General features: G+C 58.7%; 15 protein-coding genes. 7 read left to right on the forward strand and 8 right to left on the reverse strand.

Translation table 11 applies throughout. From position 1 onward, the window contains the following. Nucleotides 1-46: 46 nt before the first annotated feature. From HMPREF9465_RS03050 to HMPREF9465_RS03070, 5 genes are all read right to left on the reverse strand, one after another. Nucleotides 47-1,039 (reverse strand): CobW family GTP-binding protein, encoded by a 993-nt coding sequence (locus HMPREF9465_RS03050; RefSeq protein ID WP_038006334.1) that lies wholly within the window; start codon nucleotides 1,037-1,039, stop codon nucleotides 47-49. 70 nt (nucleotides 1,040-1,109) lie between these two features. Continuing rightward, nucleotides 1,110-2,333, reverse strand: coding sequence for a class I SAM-dependent rRNA methyltransferase (locus HMPREF9465_RS03055; RefSeq protein ID WP_005434024.1), 1,224 nt, complete (start codon nucleotides 2,331-2,333; stop codon nucleotides 1,110-1,112). A gap of 3 nt (nucleotides 2,334-2,336) precedes the next feature. Next, nucleotides 2,337-3,212 (reverse strand): diaminopimelate epimerase, encoded by an 876-nt coding sequence (dapF, locus tag HMPREF9465_RS03060; RefSeq protein WP_005434026.1) that lies wholly within the window; start codon nucleotides 3,210-3,212, stop codon nucleotides 2,337-2,339. Nucleotides 3,213-3,237: 25 nt separating this feature from the next. After that, entirely contained in the window at nucleotides 3,238-4,116 is an 879-nt protein-coding gene (locus HMPREF9465_RS03065) for a lysophospholipid acyltransferase family protein (RefSeq protein WP_005434027.1), read from the reverse strand. Continuing rightward, nucleotides 4,113-4,985: a lysophospholipid acyltransferase family protein gene (locus tag HMPREF9465_RS03070; RefSeq protein WP_005434029.1), complete on the reverse strand. Its 873-nt coding sequence runs from the start codon at nucleotides 4,983-4,985 to the stop codon at nucleotides 4,113-4,115. Before HMPREF9465_RS03070 ends, HMPREF9465_RS03065 begins: the two co-directional genes overlap by 4 nt. Before the next feature lie 695 nt (nucleotides 4,986-5,680). Between HMPREF9465_RS03070 and metK the strand changes: the two genes are divergently transcribed. Continuing rightward, nucleotides 5,681-6,862, forward strand: a complete 1,182-nt coding sequence (gene metK, locus HMPREF9465_RS03075) for a methionine adenosyltransferase (RefSeq protein WP_005434033.1) — start codon at nucleotides 5,681-5,683, stop codon at nucleotides 6,860-6,862. 151 nt (nucleotides 6,863-7,013) lie between these two features. Then, on the forward strand, nucleotides 7,014-8,312 hold the full coding sequence (locus HMPREF9465_RS03080; RefSeq protein ID WP_005434034.1) for a tryptophan--tRNA ligase: 1,299 nt from the start codon (nucleotides 7,014-7,016) through the stop codon (nucleotides 8,310-8,312). 43 nt (nucleotides 8,313-8,355) lie between these two features. Here the strand turns inward: HMPREF9465_RS03080 and HMPREF9465_RS03085 are convergent, their stop codons facing one another. Beyond that, a complete protein-coding gene (locus HMPREF9465_RS03085; protein WP_005434047.1) occupies nucleotides 8,356-8,943 on the reverse strand; it encodes a 5-formyltetrahydrofolate cyclo-ligase in 588 nt (195 codons plus the stop codon). Between the two features lie 116 nt (nucleotides 8,944-9,059). Here HMPREF9465_RS03085 and HMPREF9465_RS12190 point away from each other — a divergent pair, with 116 nt between their 5' ends. Beyond that, the gene (locus HMPREF9465_RS12190; protein ID WP_196793846.1) at nucleotides 9,060-11,036 is read left to right on the forward strand and encodes a lytic transglycosylase domain-containing protein; all 1,977 of its coding nucleotides are present in this window, start codon (nucleotides 9,060-9,062) and stop codon (nucleotides 11,034-11,036) included. A gap of 32 nt (nucleotides 11,037-11,068) precedes the next feature. Further along, nucleotides 11,069-12,202 carry a CCA tRNA nucleotidyltransferase gene (locus tag HMPREF9465_RS03095; protein ID WP_005434051.1) on the forward strand — a complete coding sequence of 378 codons (1,134 nt, stop codon included), beginning with the start codon at nucleotides 11,069-11,071 and terminating at the stop codon, nucleotides 12,200-12,202. On the opposite strand, the gene HMPREF9465_RS12675 is transcribed toward HMPREF9465_RS03095, so the two are convergent. Next, nucleotides 12,161-12,352: a DUF2905 domain-containing protein gene (locus HMPREF9465_RS12675; protein ID WP_005434053.1), complete on the reverse strand. Its 192-nt coding sequence runs from the start codon at nucleotides 12,350-12,352 to the stop codon at nucleotides 12,161-12,163. The two genes, HMPREF9465_RS03095 and HMPREF9465_RS12675, sit on opposite strands and share 42 nt — an antisense overlap. Nucleotides 12,353-12,466: 114 nt before the next feature. On the opposite strand from HMPREF9465_RS12675, the gene HMPREF9465_RS03100 reads away from it, so the two are divergent. The 3 genes from HMPREF9465_RS03100 (at nucleotide 12,467) to HMPREF9465_RS03110 (ending at nucleotide 14,312) form a co-directional block, all read left to right on the forward strand. Continuing rightward, the gene (locus HMPREF9465_RS03100) at nucleotides 12,467-12,805 is read left to right on the forward strand and encodes a dihydroneopterin aldolase (protein WP_231289330.1); all 339 of its coding nucleotides are present in this window, start codon (nucleotides 12,467-12,469) and stop codon (nucleotides 12,803-12,805) included. A 4-nt stretch (nucleotides 12,806-12,809) separates the two neighbouring features. Then, nucleotides 12,810-13,757, forward strand: a complete 948-nt coding sequence (gene ttcA, locus HMPREF9465_RS03105) for a tRNA 2-thiocytidine(32) synthetase TtcA (protein ID WP_038006336.1) — start codon at nucleotides 12,810-12,812, stop codon at nucleotides 13,755-13,757. A gap of 108 nt (nucleotides 13,758-13,865) precedes the next feature. Beyond that, a complete protein-coding gene (locus HMPREF9465_RS03110) occupies nucleotides 13,866-14,312 on the forward strand; it encodes a CBS domain-containing protein (RefSeq protein WP_005434060.1) in 447 nt (148 codons plus the stop codon). A 255-nt stretch (nucleotides 14,313-14,567) separates the two neighbouring features. On the opposite strand, the gene rsmI is transcribed toward HMPREF9465_RS03110, so the two are convergent. Further along, a complete protein-coding gene (gene rsmI, locus HMPREF9465_RS03115) occupies nucleotides 14,568-15,467 on the reverse strand; it encodes a 16S rRNA (cytidine(1402)-2'-O)-methyltransferase (protein WP_005434062.1) in 900 nt (299 codons plus the stop codon). Between the last annotated feature and the right edge of the window lie 3 nt (nucleotides 15,468-15,470).

Genomic DNA, 15,470 nt, shown 5'->3' on the forward strand with positions numbered 1-15,470 from the left:
TTTCAGTAACTTCCCTGAGAGTCAATCCCGCACCTGCTCCACGCTTCTAGTCCAAACAGGTGGCGAGGCCGCGCTTGATGGCCTCCTCGGGAAGATTGCGCCCGATGAACACAATCTTCGAGAAGGGCTTGCGGTCTCCCCACGTATCAAGCACGTCGCTCACGGCAAGCATGTGCACGCCCTGGAAGACGACTCGGCGGTCGGTGCCGCTCAGATAGAGAACGCCCTTGTAGCGAAGCATGTCCTGACCGTAGACGCTCGTGAGCGAAGCGATGTAGCGTTCGAGCTTCATCGGATTGAACGGTCGATCGGACTCATACACAAACGAGTGGATGTCGTCGTTGTGATGGTGCATGTGATGATCGTTGTTGAAGAACGCAGGATCAACATCAAGCACGTCGTTCATGTTGAAGCCCGTGATGTTAAGCACTTCGTCAACAGGGCATTCGCCCATGTTGACGCGGCGGATCGGGGCGCGGGCGTTCATCTGACGAAGACGCTGCTCCATGGCCGCAACTTCCTCGGCCGTGCAGAGATCCGTCTTCGAAAGCAGGATTCGGTCTGCAAAGCCGACCTGATCGCGCGCAGCGGCCTCCTCGTCAAGCGTGGCGGAACCGTGCTTGCAGTCGACGACCGTCACCACGCCGTCAAGACGGAAGAAGGCGGCGACGGCATCGTCCATGAAGAAGGTCTGGGCGACGGGGCCAGGATTGGCAACGCCGCTAGTCTCGATGACGACGTAGTCGAACTTGATCTCGCCCCTGCTGCGACGCAGGCGCAGATCAGTGAGAACCTTGGACAGGTCGCCGCGGATCGTGCAGCAGACGCAGCCGTTGTTCATGTTCACAATCTGTTCCCTGTCCGTCTGAACAAGCAGATCCGTGTCGATGTTCTCCTTGCCGAATTCATTTTCGACAATGGCGATCTTGTAGTTGTGGTTCTCGCTGAGGATGCGATTCAGCAGCGTCGTCTTGCCGGCACCGAGAAAACCCGTAAGAATCGTCACCGGAATGTCCGGCTGTTGTTCTTCAACCATCATTTTTTTATCCTCGTCAATAACGAACCAACCACGGGTGAGCCCGTGGTTGTGCATGCAATCAGTCTACGCCTCAAGGCCTCACCAGGAGATGAAGTCCCTTCAGGTATTCGCCTTCGGGGTAGGTCATCAGAAGCGGGTGGTCAATGCCGCCGCCGAAGCGGCCGACGGCCCAGGCATCCACCTTGGCGTCAAAAACGGCGCCCGCAACGATCTTCTGGAAGAGATCGACGTCCACCGCGCCCGAGCACGAGAACGTGAAGAGCTGGCCGCCGGGCAAAAGGAGCTTCAGACCGTTGAGGTTGATGTCCTTGTAGGCACGGGCCGCGCGTTCGACATGGCGATGGTTCGAGGCGAACTTCGGAGGATCGAGGATCACCAGATCGAACTTTTCGCCCGCATCACGAAGCTCGCGCAAATACGTGAAGACGTCCTTGCAGACAAACTTGGCGCAGTCACCCTCAAAACCATTGCGCCTGGCATTGGCGGCGGCCATGTCGAGGGCCTCCTGAGAGGAGTCAACGGAGACGACTTCGGCCGCACCGCCCTTGAGGAGTGCAAGAGAGAAGCCGCCCGTATAGCAGAAACAGTTGAGCGCGCGCATGCCCCTGCCGTGGACGCGGCGGAACTCCTCCGCGACCTTCTGGGCCGTCAGGCGGCTTTCACGCTGGTCGACATAGAAGCCGGTCTTGTGACCGACGCGCACGTCAACGCCATAACGCACGCCGTCTTCCACGACTTCAATCGCGGCAGGCGGCTCTTCGCCGCGCAGCAGTTCGCTGCGGATCGGCAGACCCTCACGCTGGCGCGTGGCCGCGTCGGATCGGTCGAAGATCGTCTTCGCACCCGTGATCTCCATCAGCAGGTCGGCAATCAGCTCGCGATGAGCCTCAACGCCTGCAGACTGGAACTGAGTCACGAGGCAGTCGGCGTACTGGTCGACGATCAGGCCGGGCAGACCATCCGCCTCGCCGAAAACGAGACGCACGGCACTCGTGCGGTCACGCAGACAGGCACGAGCCTCGACGGCGTGACGAAGCTTCCTCTCGAACCAAGAGGCATCGATCACCTCCTCTTCCTTGAAGGACCAGCAGCGTGCGCGGATAGTCGATTCGGGCGAATAGGCTGCCCAAGCGAGGAAACGGCCGTCGAAAGAGACGACGCGAACAGTCTCGCCGCTTGCGGGAGCAGTCTTCTTGGAGTCGAGAACCACCTTTTGAACCGCCGTGTCGTAGACCCACGGATGGCGGCGCAGAAGGGAGCGCTCCTTGGATTTCTTCAGAACCAGATCAATCATGACTTAAATGCCTTCAGGAATAGTGATGACACCTTTAAAAACGGTCGTCGCCGGCCCCGTCATCATGACGGGAGCGTCCGGCGTCTTGAGGCCTTCCCAACGGATGGTGAGCTCGCCGCCACGGGCCTGAAGCGTCACCTCTTCGTCAAACCAACCGCGGCTGATACCCTCGACTGCGGCTGCACAGGCGCCGGTGCCGCAGGCGAGCGTTTCACCTGCACCACGCTCCCAGACGCGGAGCTTGCCGCGTGTACGGGAGACGACCTGCAGAAAGCCCACGTTGACACGGGCGGGAAAGGCAGAAAAATATTCCATCCTGGGGCCGACCTCCGCCACAGGAGCGGCGTCGACATCCTCGACGCGGATCACGGCGTGCGGATTGCCCATCGACAAGGCGGAAAACCAGACGTCGGAACAGGAGAGATGCGCATGATAAATCCTCGAGGCACCTTCCGTGCCGGATTCGAGGCCTTCGGGAACAAAGGGCAACACTTCCGGCGCCTTGCGGGCAGGCCCCATGTTCACCGTCACACGGCCGTCAGGCCTCACTTCGGGCTCGATGACGGCCTTCATCGTCTCAACGCGAATGCTCGTCTTGTCGGTGAGCCCCTCTTCACGAACAAAGACGGCGAAACAGCGGGCGCCATTGCCGCACTGTTCGACCTCGTCCCCGTCGCAGTTGAAGATGCGATAGCGGAAATCAACACCGGGAAGCCTGGCACGCTCGACCATCAGCACCTGATCAGCCCCAATGCCGAAGCGACGGTCGGCCAGATAGCGGATGAGTGCAGGCGTAGGCTCGATGTCCTGTCGGATGCCGTCAAGCATCACGAAGTCATTGCCGGCACCCTGCATTTTCGTAAACTTCAGCGTTCTCATTTCAGGTATTCTTTTCAGTCGTTTTTTAATAGAGTGACTGCTCGCCCTCAGGTCGAGTCTTGAAGCGGCGGTGGACCCAGAGGTACTGGTCGGGATATGCACGAATCCATTCCTCGAGTTCGGCATTGAGCCTTCGGGTATCCGCTTCGAAGTCGGCCGTCGGGAAGTTCTCCCACGGCTTGGAGATGATGACGTGGTAGCCCTCTTCGGTCATCGTGGCAATGCACCAGAGGACCTTTGCCCTCGTCACTCGCGCAAGACGCGAGACCATCGGCAGCGTGGCTGCCTGTACGCCGAAGAACGGCACGAAAATCGAGTTCTTGATTCCGTGGTCCATGTCGGGCAGGTAATAGAAGGGAAGCCCCTCCTTGATGGCGCGCAACACGGGGCGCAGATCGCTCTCGTTGCTTTTGGCGATGAGGACAGGGTCGGAGAAGCGCTTGCGCCCTGCGAGCACTGCCTCATCCCAGGCAGGATTGCTCTGCTTCTGATAAAGCGACACACCGCGCACGTAGGTGTTGAGCGCAATGCCTGCAGCGTCGAGACCTGCGAAATGCGGTGCCACAACAATGATGGGCTCACCCTTGTTTTCAAGCAGGTTTTCAAGCCCCTCAAAGGTCACGAACTTCTGAATCGTCTCCTTGTCGGATTCCCAAAGCGTGCCGTGATCGACGGCAGCGCGCGCAAGGCGGACATAGACACGATGTGCCAGCGAGCGACGCTCGGACTCGGAAAGCTCGGGAAAGCAGAGCCTCAGGTTCGTCTCGATGACATGGCGACGCTTCGGAATGGCGAGCCAGAGGATTCTGGCAATGACTTTCGCAAGAGCTTCGCGCACGGACATCGGCAGATTCTTCATCGACCGAACCACACGGATCCAGAACTTGGCAAAGAAAACGTTCACTTTTTGTCTCCGGCCTGCTTGGGATGCGCTCCTGCAGGGGTCTTGTAGCGGTTGTAGCTCCAGGCATACTGCTCAGGCATGCGACGAATGACGGCCTCGATCTGGCGGTTCATCGCCTCGGCGTCCTTTTCGGTGTCGCCTGTAAGCGGTTCATCCCACTTCACAGCCTCAATGCGCCAGCCGTCGCCGCTTCTCACGCCCCAGACGAAGAAGCGATCAGCCTTGAACTGATGCGCGACACGCACAGGAAGCGTCATCGTGTAGGCAGGCCTGCCGAAAAAGTCGGCCCAGACGCCCTCCCCCTTGGAAGGAACCTGATCAGGCAACGCACCGAATGTATGTCCCTGCTTCTGGTTGCGGATCATCTTCTTGACACCCGCAATCGTCGTCGGGCAAGCCTGAATGCCGGGAGCCTGACGCGCCTCGCCCACGATCTTTCTGAGAAGACTCACCTTGGGCGGGCGGTAAAGAATGGAAATGCCGCGCCCCGTCCTTGCAAAAAACGTGGCGGCAAACCACACGGGAAGCACCTCAAAGCAACCGACGTGTGGCGTCAGAAAAACAATCGGGCGACCACTGTCAACGGCCTCGCGCACCATTGCCTCGGCTTCCGGCGCGATATGAACACGCTTGAGCACAGTCTCGGCAGGACGGTACCAAACCCAAAGGCTCTCCATGGCCTGTCGGCCCGCATTGCGACCGACTCGTTCATACAGATGAGGATCGTCATAACCAGCCAGCTTCAGATTCTCCATAGCCCGGGCCCTGGTGGCTGGGGACAGCTTGAAGGTCAGGCCTCCGATGCCCGCCCCCACGACCTGCAAAAAACGCAGAGGGAGCCTTGAAAAGAGCTTCAGCAACCAGTCCATATCTTGCGTCCATTCGAGAGAAGTAATCCAAACAATTAATTTTATCGGATTTAGTCCCAGTCCCGACATGAACCCAATGGGCCTCCACCGCCCATGCAGCCATCATCACCCAGTGCAGACTTTCCATGAAATCAGTGACGACAAGTTCATCTCGCCCGAGGCACGGATGAACATCAACTTCGTCTCACAGGGACTCCGCCGCACGGCGGAACCCGATTCTCAAGCACGTGAACAGGTCGAACCCAAGCACATGAGCCGTCGTCCTTCGACACGATCACGCCACCGGGACTAGGCTGCGAGGCGGTGCCCGATTCCCAAAAACGTGACGGTCTGAACCAAATATAGAGTGCGAAGCTCGCCCGGATGTACCTTGACTGTCGGGAACATACAATCGGGCAACCTCCACGAGGAGAGTATTCCTGCAGGCAGAGAAAAGAACCTGACGACCTTCAGCCAGACAAAAGAAAGCAGATTCACAATAAGGACACGTCACGAACGATGCCACGCTCAGATTCATTCGTGCCTTCAGTGGCACGGAAATCCTGATGGTTGTATTATTCGACGTTCGCCGAGTTAACAAAGACAACTTGCGGGGCGATGACAAATACCGCTAAAGCGTCTTGCGCAATCGACTGGCAGTCGACATACCTCATTGCGTTAGGCGCTGTCCTTCTCATTCCTAATGGAGTATGGCAATGGCCAGCGAATATCTTTTTACTTCCGAATCCGTCAGTGAAGGTCATCCCGACAAGGTCGCGGACCAGATCTCTGACGCCGTCCTCGACGCCTGTCTCGAACAGGATCCCATGAGCCGCGTTGCCGCGGAAACCCTCTGCACCACGGGCCTCGTCGTTCTCGCTGGTGAAATCACCACGGGTGCCAACGTCGATTACATCGGCCTCACCCGCGACGTTCTCAAGCGCATCGGCTATGACAACACCGAATACGGCATCGACCATAAGGGTTGCTCCGTCCTCGTTGGTTACGACAAGCAGTCTCAGGACATCGCTCAGGGTGTCGACAGCGCCGCCGACGACGAACTCAACCTCGGTGCTGGCGACCAGGGCCTGATGTTCGGCTACGCCTGCGACGAAACGCCGACCCTCATGCCCGCACCGATCTACTACGCCCACCGTCTCGTCGAGCGTCAGAGCATTGTGCGCAAGAACGGCTCCTTCCCGACGCTGCGCCCTGACGCCAAGAGCCAGGTGACGCTCCGCTATCGCGACGGCAAGCCGATCGGTTGCGACACGATCGTGCTCTCCACGCAGCATGCCCCTGAAATGTCCGAGGGCAAGCACATGAAGGCTGAGTTCATTGACGAAGTCATTGAAAAGATCATCCGTCCTGTCATGCCTGCCGAATGGCTCAAGGACACCCGCTTCCTCATCAACCCGACCGGCCGCTTCGTGGTTGGCGGTCCGCAGGGTGACTGCGGTCTGACCGGTCGCAAGATCATCGTCGACACGTACGGCGGCTACTGCCCGCACGGCGGCGGCGCCTTCTCTGGCAAGGATCCGACGAAGGTTGACCGCTCCGCAGCCTATGCCTGCCGCTATGTCGCCAAGAACATCGTTGCCGCCGGTCTCGCCTCTCAGTGTCAGGTTCAGGTCGCCTACGCCATCGGCGTTGCCGAACCGATGAACATCACCGTGTTCACGAACGGCACCGGCGTGATCCCCGACGAACAGATCGCCAAGCTCGTGCGCGCTCACTTCGACCTGCGTCCGCGCGGCATCATCCAGATGCTCGACCTGCGCCGTCCGATCTACTCGAAGACCGCCGCCTACGGCCACTTCGGTCGCGAAGAACCGGAATTCACGTGGGAAAAGACCGACAAGGCCGCCACCCTGCGCGATGCCGCTGGTCTCCACTAATCAGCTGACTCCGCAATACTGAAAACCGGCCTGCAGAATTCTGCAGGTCGTTTTTTTTATTAGCAGACAAACGCGTATCATTGAAAGACTGCCTTGACGGCGCCCTCCCGAGAGGCGCGTCCGTCCAACCAACCTGATGGAACACACAGACATGAAAAAGCGAGTTCTGACCGGCATCAACACGACCGGCACCCTCCACATCGGCAATTACGTCGGCGCCATTCGCCCGGCCATCCAGGACAGCAAGAATCCGGACGTGCAGAGCTTCTTCTTCATGGCTGACCTTCACGCCCTCATCAAGTGCCAGGACCCTGACCGCATCGAACGCAGCCGCATGCAGATCGCCGCTACGTGGCTTGCCGCAGGCCTCGATCCTGAACGCGTCGTGTTCTATCGACAGAGCGACATTCCTGAAATTCCGCTCCTCAACTGGATGCTGACCTGCTGCACGAGCAAGGGTCAGATGAACCGTGCTCATGCCTACAAGGCTGCAACCGACGCTGCCGTTGCCGCAGGCAAGGATCCTGATGCCGACGTCTCGATGGGCCTGTTCTGCTACCCCATCCTCATGGCCGCCGACATCCTCATGTTCAACGCCAACGAAGTGCCCGTCGGTCACGACCAGATCCAACACCTTGAAATGGCCCGTGACGTCGCCACGCGCTTCAACAATCTCTACGCCAAGCCCGACGAGTCCTTCTTTGTGCTTCCGCAGGCCACGGGCGGCTCTGCCATTGAAGTCCTCCCCGGTCTCGACGGCCGCAAGATGAGCAAGTCCTACAACAACGTGATCCCGCTCTTTGAGGGCGGCCGCAAGGCGCTTGACGAAGCGATCTCCCGCATCGTCACCGACAGCCGTCTGCCCGGTGAGCCCAAGGATCCCGACAGCACCTCGCTCACCGTCATTTACGACGCCTTCGCCACCGAAGAAGAATCCGCCGCCTTCCGTCAGGAACTCCGTGACGGTCTTGGCTGGGGTGAGGCCAAGAAGCGCCTCGCCGACAAGATCGACGCCGAAATCGGCCCGATGCGCCAACGCTACGAAGATCTGATGGCTCATCCCGAACAGATCGAGGCCATTCTTCAGCAGGGCGCAGCCCGTGCCCGCGTCTACGCAACGGATCTCATCGCCAAGCTCCGTTACGCTGTCGGCCTGCGCTCCTTCCAGAAACTCGAGACGGCTAGTGCCACCAAGGCTCAAAAGAAGAAGGCGCCTGCCACGCTCTTCAAGCAGTACCGTGAAAGCGACGGCCTCTTCTACTTCAAGCTCACGCACGAAGGCTCCGAACTGCTCGTTTCCGACGGCCTCGAATCCGGCCGCGACGCAGGCCAGTGGGTCGGCCGCCTCAAGAAGGACCCCGCCTCTCTCGCCGAGGCTCCTGTTCACTTCGCTGAAGGCGTTGCCGCCGACAACGTTGTCGCCCTTCTGAAGTCTCTTGCCGAAGACTAAGCTCCGTCCTTGAGCTTCGACGCCTCAAGCGCCGCCGTGCATGTCACAGCGGCGCTTTTGCTTTTAGGATGATCCTTCGCTCCGTTACAACTGCATCAAGCGGCTCGTCAAATGACTCGAAGATCTCTTCGGGCACCCGAAGCTCATCAAAGGCAACTCCAACCGCCAGTGGACGCTGATTGCCGTAGGAGGCCAGATACCTGTCGAAATAGCCTCCGCCATACCCGAGCCGCCTGCACGACTCCGCATAACCCACGCACGGCGCCACAACCATGGCAGGAGGCTTGGAAGCCTCCTCTCCCTGCGGGTACGGAATGCCCGCGCAGTCCTTTCGAAGCTCAGCACCTTCATGCCAAAGCCTGTAGATCATGCAATCCGGACGAGTTTCAGGCAGGTAGATCAGTCCGCCCGTCCGCTTCAGCCAATCCCGAGCAACACTCAGCAATCCGGGCTCCGAACGGATCGGCCAGAAAAGCCCGACGCTTTTGGGACGAGCAAGTTCCAGCATTTCCAAAAACCGCTCTGCAAGCCCGTTGTCGAGCGCAAGAGATTCAAACAATTGTTTCCGTCTCGCCAAAAGAGAAGCGCGGAGGCCTTTCTTGGTTAACATTGCTGTAGTCTCTTCTGTCATTTATACGTCTCCTTCCCTTTGTTCCGCTTTTTACGGAGCTCTTGAAAATGTCGTCTGATGCCTTCAATCCGAAACTTCTGCTTTCAAGCTTGTTCCTGACGGGATATCTTGCCTGCATGACTCCCGGATTTGCAACCGAAGCTCCGCAGACACCGACCGAACAGGAAGCGGCGCTCCTTCTGGCTGCCGATGCAGAAGCCAACAAGCGCTTCAATGAGGCCTGGCAGGCTTACAGGAAGGGCAGGATTGCTACGCTTGAAAACCTTGGCGCCACGCTTGAGGCTCACCCCTTGGGCGACTATCCGAAACTCTGGCAGCTTCTGCTCGAATTCCGTCGCAACAAAGACGATCCGGACACCAACCTGCGCTTCATCAAGTTCATCGAGCGCCATCAGGGGCAGTACCTTGGAGAACAATCCGCATCCGACTATCTGATGACCGCTGCCGATCGAATCAATCCGGTGCTCTTCAATCGCCTCTACAGCCTGCTGCAATGGAACCAGGAAGAGCCGGACATTCTTGCCTGGCACCACTGGTACAACTTCGAGACTACTCCCCGAAAGACGATCGAAGCCTTTGTGCGTGACTCCAAGGTGAAGGGCCGCCCGCTTCGAATGCTGACCGACCGCCTGATGGAACAGAATCCGTCGTGGGCCTGGTCCGCCGTTTTGATCCAGCTGCAGAACCGTCGCTGGCAGGAGGTGCGCTACGTCGTCGAACATGCGCCCGACAAGACCATGCCCGCCTCGGCAAAGACTCTGACCGCGATCCTGAACAATCCGCAGCGCTGGTACAAGAAGAACGCCAAGAACTTCGACAAGCTTCCCGCACGTGTGCAGATCTTCTTCATCATGCGTATGCGAGGCATCGACTTCAAGATGTCGCAGAAGCTCGCAGAAAAGCTCTCTCCCAAGCTCTCCTCTGAATGGCAGAGCTTCCTCTGGGGACAGCTCGCCTACGAAGCCGCCGTCAGCCAGACGGGCGACGGTGCCGCTCTCTTCTCTCGTGCAGGGAATCGCGTCTACAAGAACCCGGTCGTCGTTCAGCCCGACCTGATGGCAGGATGGGCCGCTCGCGCCTACATGCGTGACGGAGACTGGAAAAACGTCGAGAAGGCCATTAGCCGCATGTCCGCCGATGCCCGCGAAAACGAGACCTGGACCTACTGGCTTGCGCGTGCTCATGCCGAACAAGGCCGTCCAGCCAAGGCCAAGCCGCTTTACGAGGCCATCTCGAAAAACCGAACCTTCTACGGAAAGCTTGCCTGTGACGAACTCGGCAAGCCCTATGCAGTTGAAACCTCTTCCGCAGCAGTCACTGAAGAGGAAATCCGTCGCTGGACCTCCGATCCGAGCATCCGAAGAGCCATCGCCTTTTACCAGAACAACTTCTATTTCCTTGGACACGCCGAATGGAACTGGGCTCTACGCAATCAGAAGCCCAGGGAGCTCTATGCCGCCGCAACATTTGCGAAGCAGCAAGGTCTCTTCCACCGCATGATCAACACGGGACAGAAGGCCAGCAAGGACTTCTTTGAACCCGAGCTGCTCTATCCCACGCCTCACAAGGAGCTCATCACGTCGATGAGCGCCCGTCACGGTCTTCCCGACGCCTGGGTCTACGGCCTCATTCGTCAGGAATCCCGCTTCATGTCCGGCGTAAGTTCCGGCGTTGGCGCTCAGGGGCTCATGCAGGTTATGCCGAAAACCGCCAAGTGGCTCATCCGCAAGCTCGATCTCAAAGAACTCAAGGGAAAGCCACTCGTCGATCCCAACACCAACGTTGCACTGGGCACCGCCTACCTGAACATGCTTCGCGAGGACTTCGACGGTAGCTTCGCGCTTTCCAGCGCTGCCTACAACGCAGGTCCCGTCCGTGCGCGCATCTGGCGAAAGACGCTGGAAAAGCCCATGGAGGGCGCCGTCTTCATCGAGTCCATCCCCTATTTCGAAACCCGCGACTACGTAAAGAACGTGCTCTCGAACACATTCATGTATGCTCATCGGCTGAAGGAGGATCTCGGCTCCTTCAAGTCGTTCGTGGGCACGGTGACGCCTTCGGACCCGACGGCCAAGGAGGCCGATCTTCCCTGATCGGGATTTTCTGACCGGACAAGCTTCAACTTATGCAGATTTATACCGTCGGCGGATACGTGCGTGACATGCTTCTTCGTCAGGCGGGCCATGACGTGCCCGCAGGCGGAGACCGTGACTGGGTCGTCGTGGGCTCCACGCCCGAGGAAATGCTTGAAAAGGGCTTCACCCCCGTCGGCGCGGACTTCCCTGTATTTCTTCACCCGAAGACGCATGAGGAATATGCGCTCGCCCGTACTGAGCGAAAAACCGCCCGCGGCTACCATGGGTTTGTATTTCACACAGATCCCGGCGTGACGCTCGAGGAGGACCTCAAGCGGCGTGACCTGACGATCAACGCCATGGCCATGGACGACAGCGGTCGAATCGTCGACCCGTACGGCGGCATGGAGGATCTTCGGAACCACGTTCTTCGTCACGTAAGCGAAGCATTTTCCGAGGATCCCGTCCGCATTCTTCGCGTAGCCCGCTTCAGCGCCAAACTCTGCGACTTCCGCATCGCCGAGGAAACCATGGCGCTCATGACGCTCATGGTCGAGAACGGCGAGGCGGATGCACTGGTGCCCGAACGAATCTGGGCGGAAGTGAGCCGCGGCTTTGCATCGCGCCATCCCCTCAACATGATTGACGCGCTTTCCCGCTGCGGCTTGTGGACGAAGCTCTTTCCTGTAGACCCGGACAACTCCGCCATGCGCGAAGTCCTCTCCAAAGCCGTGTCTGAAGACCTGTGCCTTGATGCGCGCTTTGCCCTCATGACGGCCTTCTGCCGAAATGCAGAAGAAGCTCAGCAAACGGCGGCCAACCTTCGAACCCCCGTCGCCCTGCAGCAGCTTTGCAGCTGCTTCCGCACCTTGCTTCCGCTCTTTGCCGAAGCAGTTGATGCTCAGACTGCAGGGGCTCTGCTTGAGCGCGGTGATGCACTTCGCAGACCTGAACGCATGGCCCTCATGATCCGCATGTGGGAAGTGCTGTCCCAAAAAAACGTGGAGAAACTCCTGAAGGCGTCAGAGCTTTGGTGCGGCGTGAACGCGGGGGCCGTTGCCAAGGCTCAGACCAACCCCAGACTCATTCCCGCCGCCGTGCGTGCCGCCCGCATTGAAGCGCTGCAGCCGCTCTTTGCCGCCTCAGAGAAGGCGGGCAACCACGGCCACGATGGCAGTCAGTAAAATCGTGCTCATCAAGGGGATCTCAACCTTGCGGCCCATGACCGTGAAGTTGATGTCCCCGGGAAGGCGTCCAAGCCCCCATCGTCTGAGCGTCGGCACGCACGAGAGCACGACGACAAGCAAGACGAAAATACAGATAATCCATCGCATCAGCGCGTTTCCTTTCAGCTCAAGCTGCCTACAACGGCCGGCCGTTGCACCATGAACAGCCATATTACAGACTTTCTGACCTTCCAATGTCGCAAGATTTTCGTTCGAGGCCTTGTGCTTGACTGCCACATCGGCGCATACGAGCATGAAAAGCACCGCACCCAGAAGGTCACCTTTGAATGCGACGTCTGGATTCCGCTTCAGGACTCCACGAGCAGCTGCGATGAACTTCAGGATGTGCTCAACTACGACCTGATCGTCGGCACCATCTCGGACATCGCACAGTCCGCTCACTTCAACCTGCAAGAAACTCTCGTGGACGCCATTGCCGACAAGCTGGCGACACTGCCCGGCGTACAGTTGCTCCGCGTTTCCTCCGCCAAGACCGAAGCCTACGAACATGTCGACGCCGTCGGCATCGAAGTCTGGCGCCGACGCCCCTCACTCCCTTAAGATCATGAACAACGACAGCAAGAACAGCATCCCCATCATCCCCGTCTCCGACGTCCCCTCTCGTCCTCTCAACGAAGACAACGAGATCTTCCAGAACAGCAAGGACGGCGTCAACATGGGTCCCAGCAACCGCAATAAGAAGTCGGTTGCCGTCAAAAAGCTTGAGAAGCGAATCATCCGCCTCACAGCCCAGGCCATCACCGACTTCGGCATGATTGAGGACGGTGACCGCGTCATGGTCGCCATGAGCGGCGGCAAGGACAGCTTCGTGCTTCTCGATGCCCTCCGGACGCTCCAGAAGCGCGCGCCGATCAAGTTCGATCTCGTTGCCGTCAATGTCGACCAGCACATCCCCAACTTCCCCCGTGAAGCACTCGAGCAGTACTTCAAGGACATCGACGTCGAATACCACATCGAGGATCAGGACACCTACTCCATCATCCAGCGCCTGATCCCTGAAGGCCGCAACGTCTGCTCGCTCTGCGCCCGTCTCCGCCGCGGCATTCTCTACCGCGTCGCAGGCGAAATGAAGTGCAACAAGATCGCCCTCGGCCATCACATGGACGACATTGTCGGCACGCTGCTGCTCAATCTCTTCTACGGCGGCCGCATGAAGGCCATGCCGCCCATTCTGCGAAGCGACGACAAGCGCAACGTCGTCATCCGCCCGCTTGCCTACGTACGCGAAAGCGAAACGGAGAAGTTTGCCAAGATCCGCCAGTACCCCCTCACCTCAAAGGGCATCTGCGGAGCGGGTGAAAACCTCAAGCGTCAGGAAGTGAAGGAACTCATCAAGGCCTGGGACCGTGAGTTCCCCGGCCGCATCTACAACCTCTTCATGAGCCTGCAACGCGTCTCTCCGTCGCACTTGATGGACAAGCGCCTGTACGACTTTCACAACTTTGTCCCACTTCTGCCTGCGGCTTCTGCCGACGAGGGTGAGGACGAATAAATTCAAGCCCTCCTCCAAGCCGAGCACCAACCGTTTGGTTAGAATTTATTCATTACGCAAAGCAGAAAGCGTCCCAGGAAAAAGGTAGAAAACATGAGAACTCGCTCTATGAAAGTCATCGACATGGCCGTGCATGAGGTCGCCACGATCACGGCTGACAAGACCATCTGCGACTGTGCAAGGCAGATGCGCCTTGAGCATGTCGGCAGCCTTGTTGTTGTCAATGACGATCAGACGCCCCTCGGCATGATCACGGACCGCGACATCGCCATCGAAGTCGTCGCCCGCAATCTGGATCCGATGAAGCTCACCGTCCGCGACGTCATGACGACTCCCGTCGTCACTGCGGGCCCCAGCGAAAGCATGGTCGTGGCACTTGCCCGCATGCGTGAATTCGGCGTCCGCCGCCTGCCCATCGTTGATGAGGAAGGCAAGCTCGTCGGCGTGATCTCCAACTCCAATCTCGTCGAAGAGCTCTCCTCGCTGCTCGACAGCCTGGTGCGCAACATTCACTCCTCGAAGACTCGAGAAGTCGCCCTTCGCTCTGACGAATGATGTTCCCGTGGAACATCATCGAAGATGATCCCTGTCGGTTCCGAACGTTGTTCGGAACCGTTTTTTTTTCGATCCAGGATGTTTCACATGGAACAATCCTGCGTGAATCCTGCAGAAGTCTCCCTCTCCTTCATTTTCCATGACGATGTTCCACGTGGAACATTGTCCTGAGAGCAGACCGCAGGCATGAAAAAACGCTCAGCGAAGAATACCTTCACGGACCGTTTCCTTAAGGACGGGGCGAGTTGAAGCCGATCAGTTCTTGTGCTCGCAAAGCCACTGGTAGATTTCATCACGCGGCTTGCCCGTCACCTTGGCGGCGACGGCGGCCAGCTTCGAACTCGGAAGCTCGCTCATCATTGCACGAAGCCATCGGATGTCATCCTCGGAGAGGGCATTGTCCTTTGCGGGCGCCTCGTCCACAAGAATGACGTACTCCCCGCGGGGCTCGTGCAAAGCGGCCCATTCCGCGAGTTCGGCCCCTGTAAGACTGGAGAAGGTCTCGAACTTCTTCGTGATCTCACGTGCCACCACGACTCTGCGCTCGGGCTCCATGGCCGCAGCCAGATCTTCAAGCAGATCCACGACACGATGCGGCGCCTCATAGAGAACAAAGGGCTCAGGACGTGCCAGCCAGTAGGCAAGCGCATTGCGGCGCGCCTTGGACTGCGGCGGGACGAAACCCACGAACGTAAAGCCCGAGCCGTCGAGGCCGGCCCCGGAAAGCGCCGTCACGACGGCGGAGGCGCCGGGAACGGGAATGACGCGGAACCCTGCCTCGCGAACGGCCTTGACCGCACGGGCGCCCGGATCGGACACGCAGGGCGTGCCCGCATCGGTAACGAGCGTCACCTTTTTGCCTTCCTGAAGAAGCTCGATGATCTGCTCGGCACCATGCCTTTCGTTGTGCTCCCTAACCGACAGAAGTTTTACACTAATGCCAAATTTATCCAGAAGCTTGCGGGTTTCGCGTGTATCCTCAGCGGCGACAACATCAGCCAGAGCGAGTATCCAGAGCGCCCGCAGTGTAATATCTCCAAGATTGCCGATAGGCAGCCCGACGATGTAAAGCGTGCTGTCGGGGCAGTTCTGCCCAGGCAGGCCCGCCGCCTGAATCAAAGCGTTAGATGTCCATAAATCATTGAGGGAATTCATCGT

Source organism: Sutterella wadsworthensis 2_1_59BFAA, assembly GCF_000297775.1.
GTDB lineage: Bacteria > Pseudomonadota > Gammaproteobacteria > Burkholderiales > Burkholderiaceae_F > Sutterella > Sutterella wadsworthensis_A.

Coding starts and splice junctions, on each gene's coding strand:
- HMPREF9465_RS03050 (WP_038006334.1), bottom strand. CDS start 1,039: ATGATGGTTGAAGAACAACAGCCGGACATTCCGGTGACGATTCTTACG.
- HMPREF9465_RS03055 (WP_005434024.1), bottom strand. CDS start 2,333: ATGATTGATCTGGTTCTGAAGAAATCCAAGGAGCGCTCCCTTCTGCGC.
- dapF (WP_005434026.1), bottom strand. CDS start 3,212: ATGAGAACGCTGAAGTTTACGAAAATGCAGGGTGCCGGCAATGACTTC.
- HMPREF9465_RS03070 (WP_005434029.1), bottom strand. CDS start 4,985: ATGGACTGGTTGCTGAAGCTCTTTTCAAGGCTCCCTCTGCGTTTTTTG.
- metK (WP_005434033.1), top strand. CDS start 5,681: ATGGCCAGCGAATATCTTTTTACTTCCGAATCCGTCAGTGAAGGTCAT.
- HMPREF9465_RS03080 (WP_005434034.1), top strand. CDS start 7,014: ATGAAAAAGCGAGTTCTGACCGGCATCAACACGACCGGCACCCTCCAC.
- HMPREF9465_RS03085 (WP_005434047.1), bottom strand. CDS start 8,943: ATGACAGAAGAGACTACAGCAATGTTAACCAAGAAAGGCCTCCGCGCT.
- HMPREF9465_RS12190 (WP_196793846.1), top strand. CDS start 9,060: ATGACTCCCGGATTTGCAACCGAAGCTCCGCAGACACCGACCGAACAG.
- HMPREF9465_RS03095 (WP_005434051.1), top strand. CDS start 11,069: ATGCAGATTTATACCGTCGGCGGATACGTGCGTGACATGCTTCTTCGT.
- HMPREF9465_RS12675 (WP_005434053.1), bottom strand. CDS start 12,352: ATGCGATGGATTATCTGTATTTTCGTCTTGCTTGTCGTCGTGCTCTCG.
- ttcA (WP_038006336.1), top strand. CDS start 12,810: ATGAACAACGACAGCAAGAACAGCATCCCCATCATCCCCGTCTCCGAC.
- HMPREF9465_RS03110 (WP_005434060.1), top strand. CDS start 13,866: ATGAAAGTCATCGACATGGCCGTGCATGAGGTCGCCACGATCACGGCT.
- rsmI (WP_005434062.1), bottom strand. CDS start 15,467: ATGAATTCCCTCAATGATTTATGGACATCTAACGCTTTGATTCAGGCG.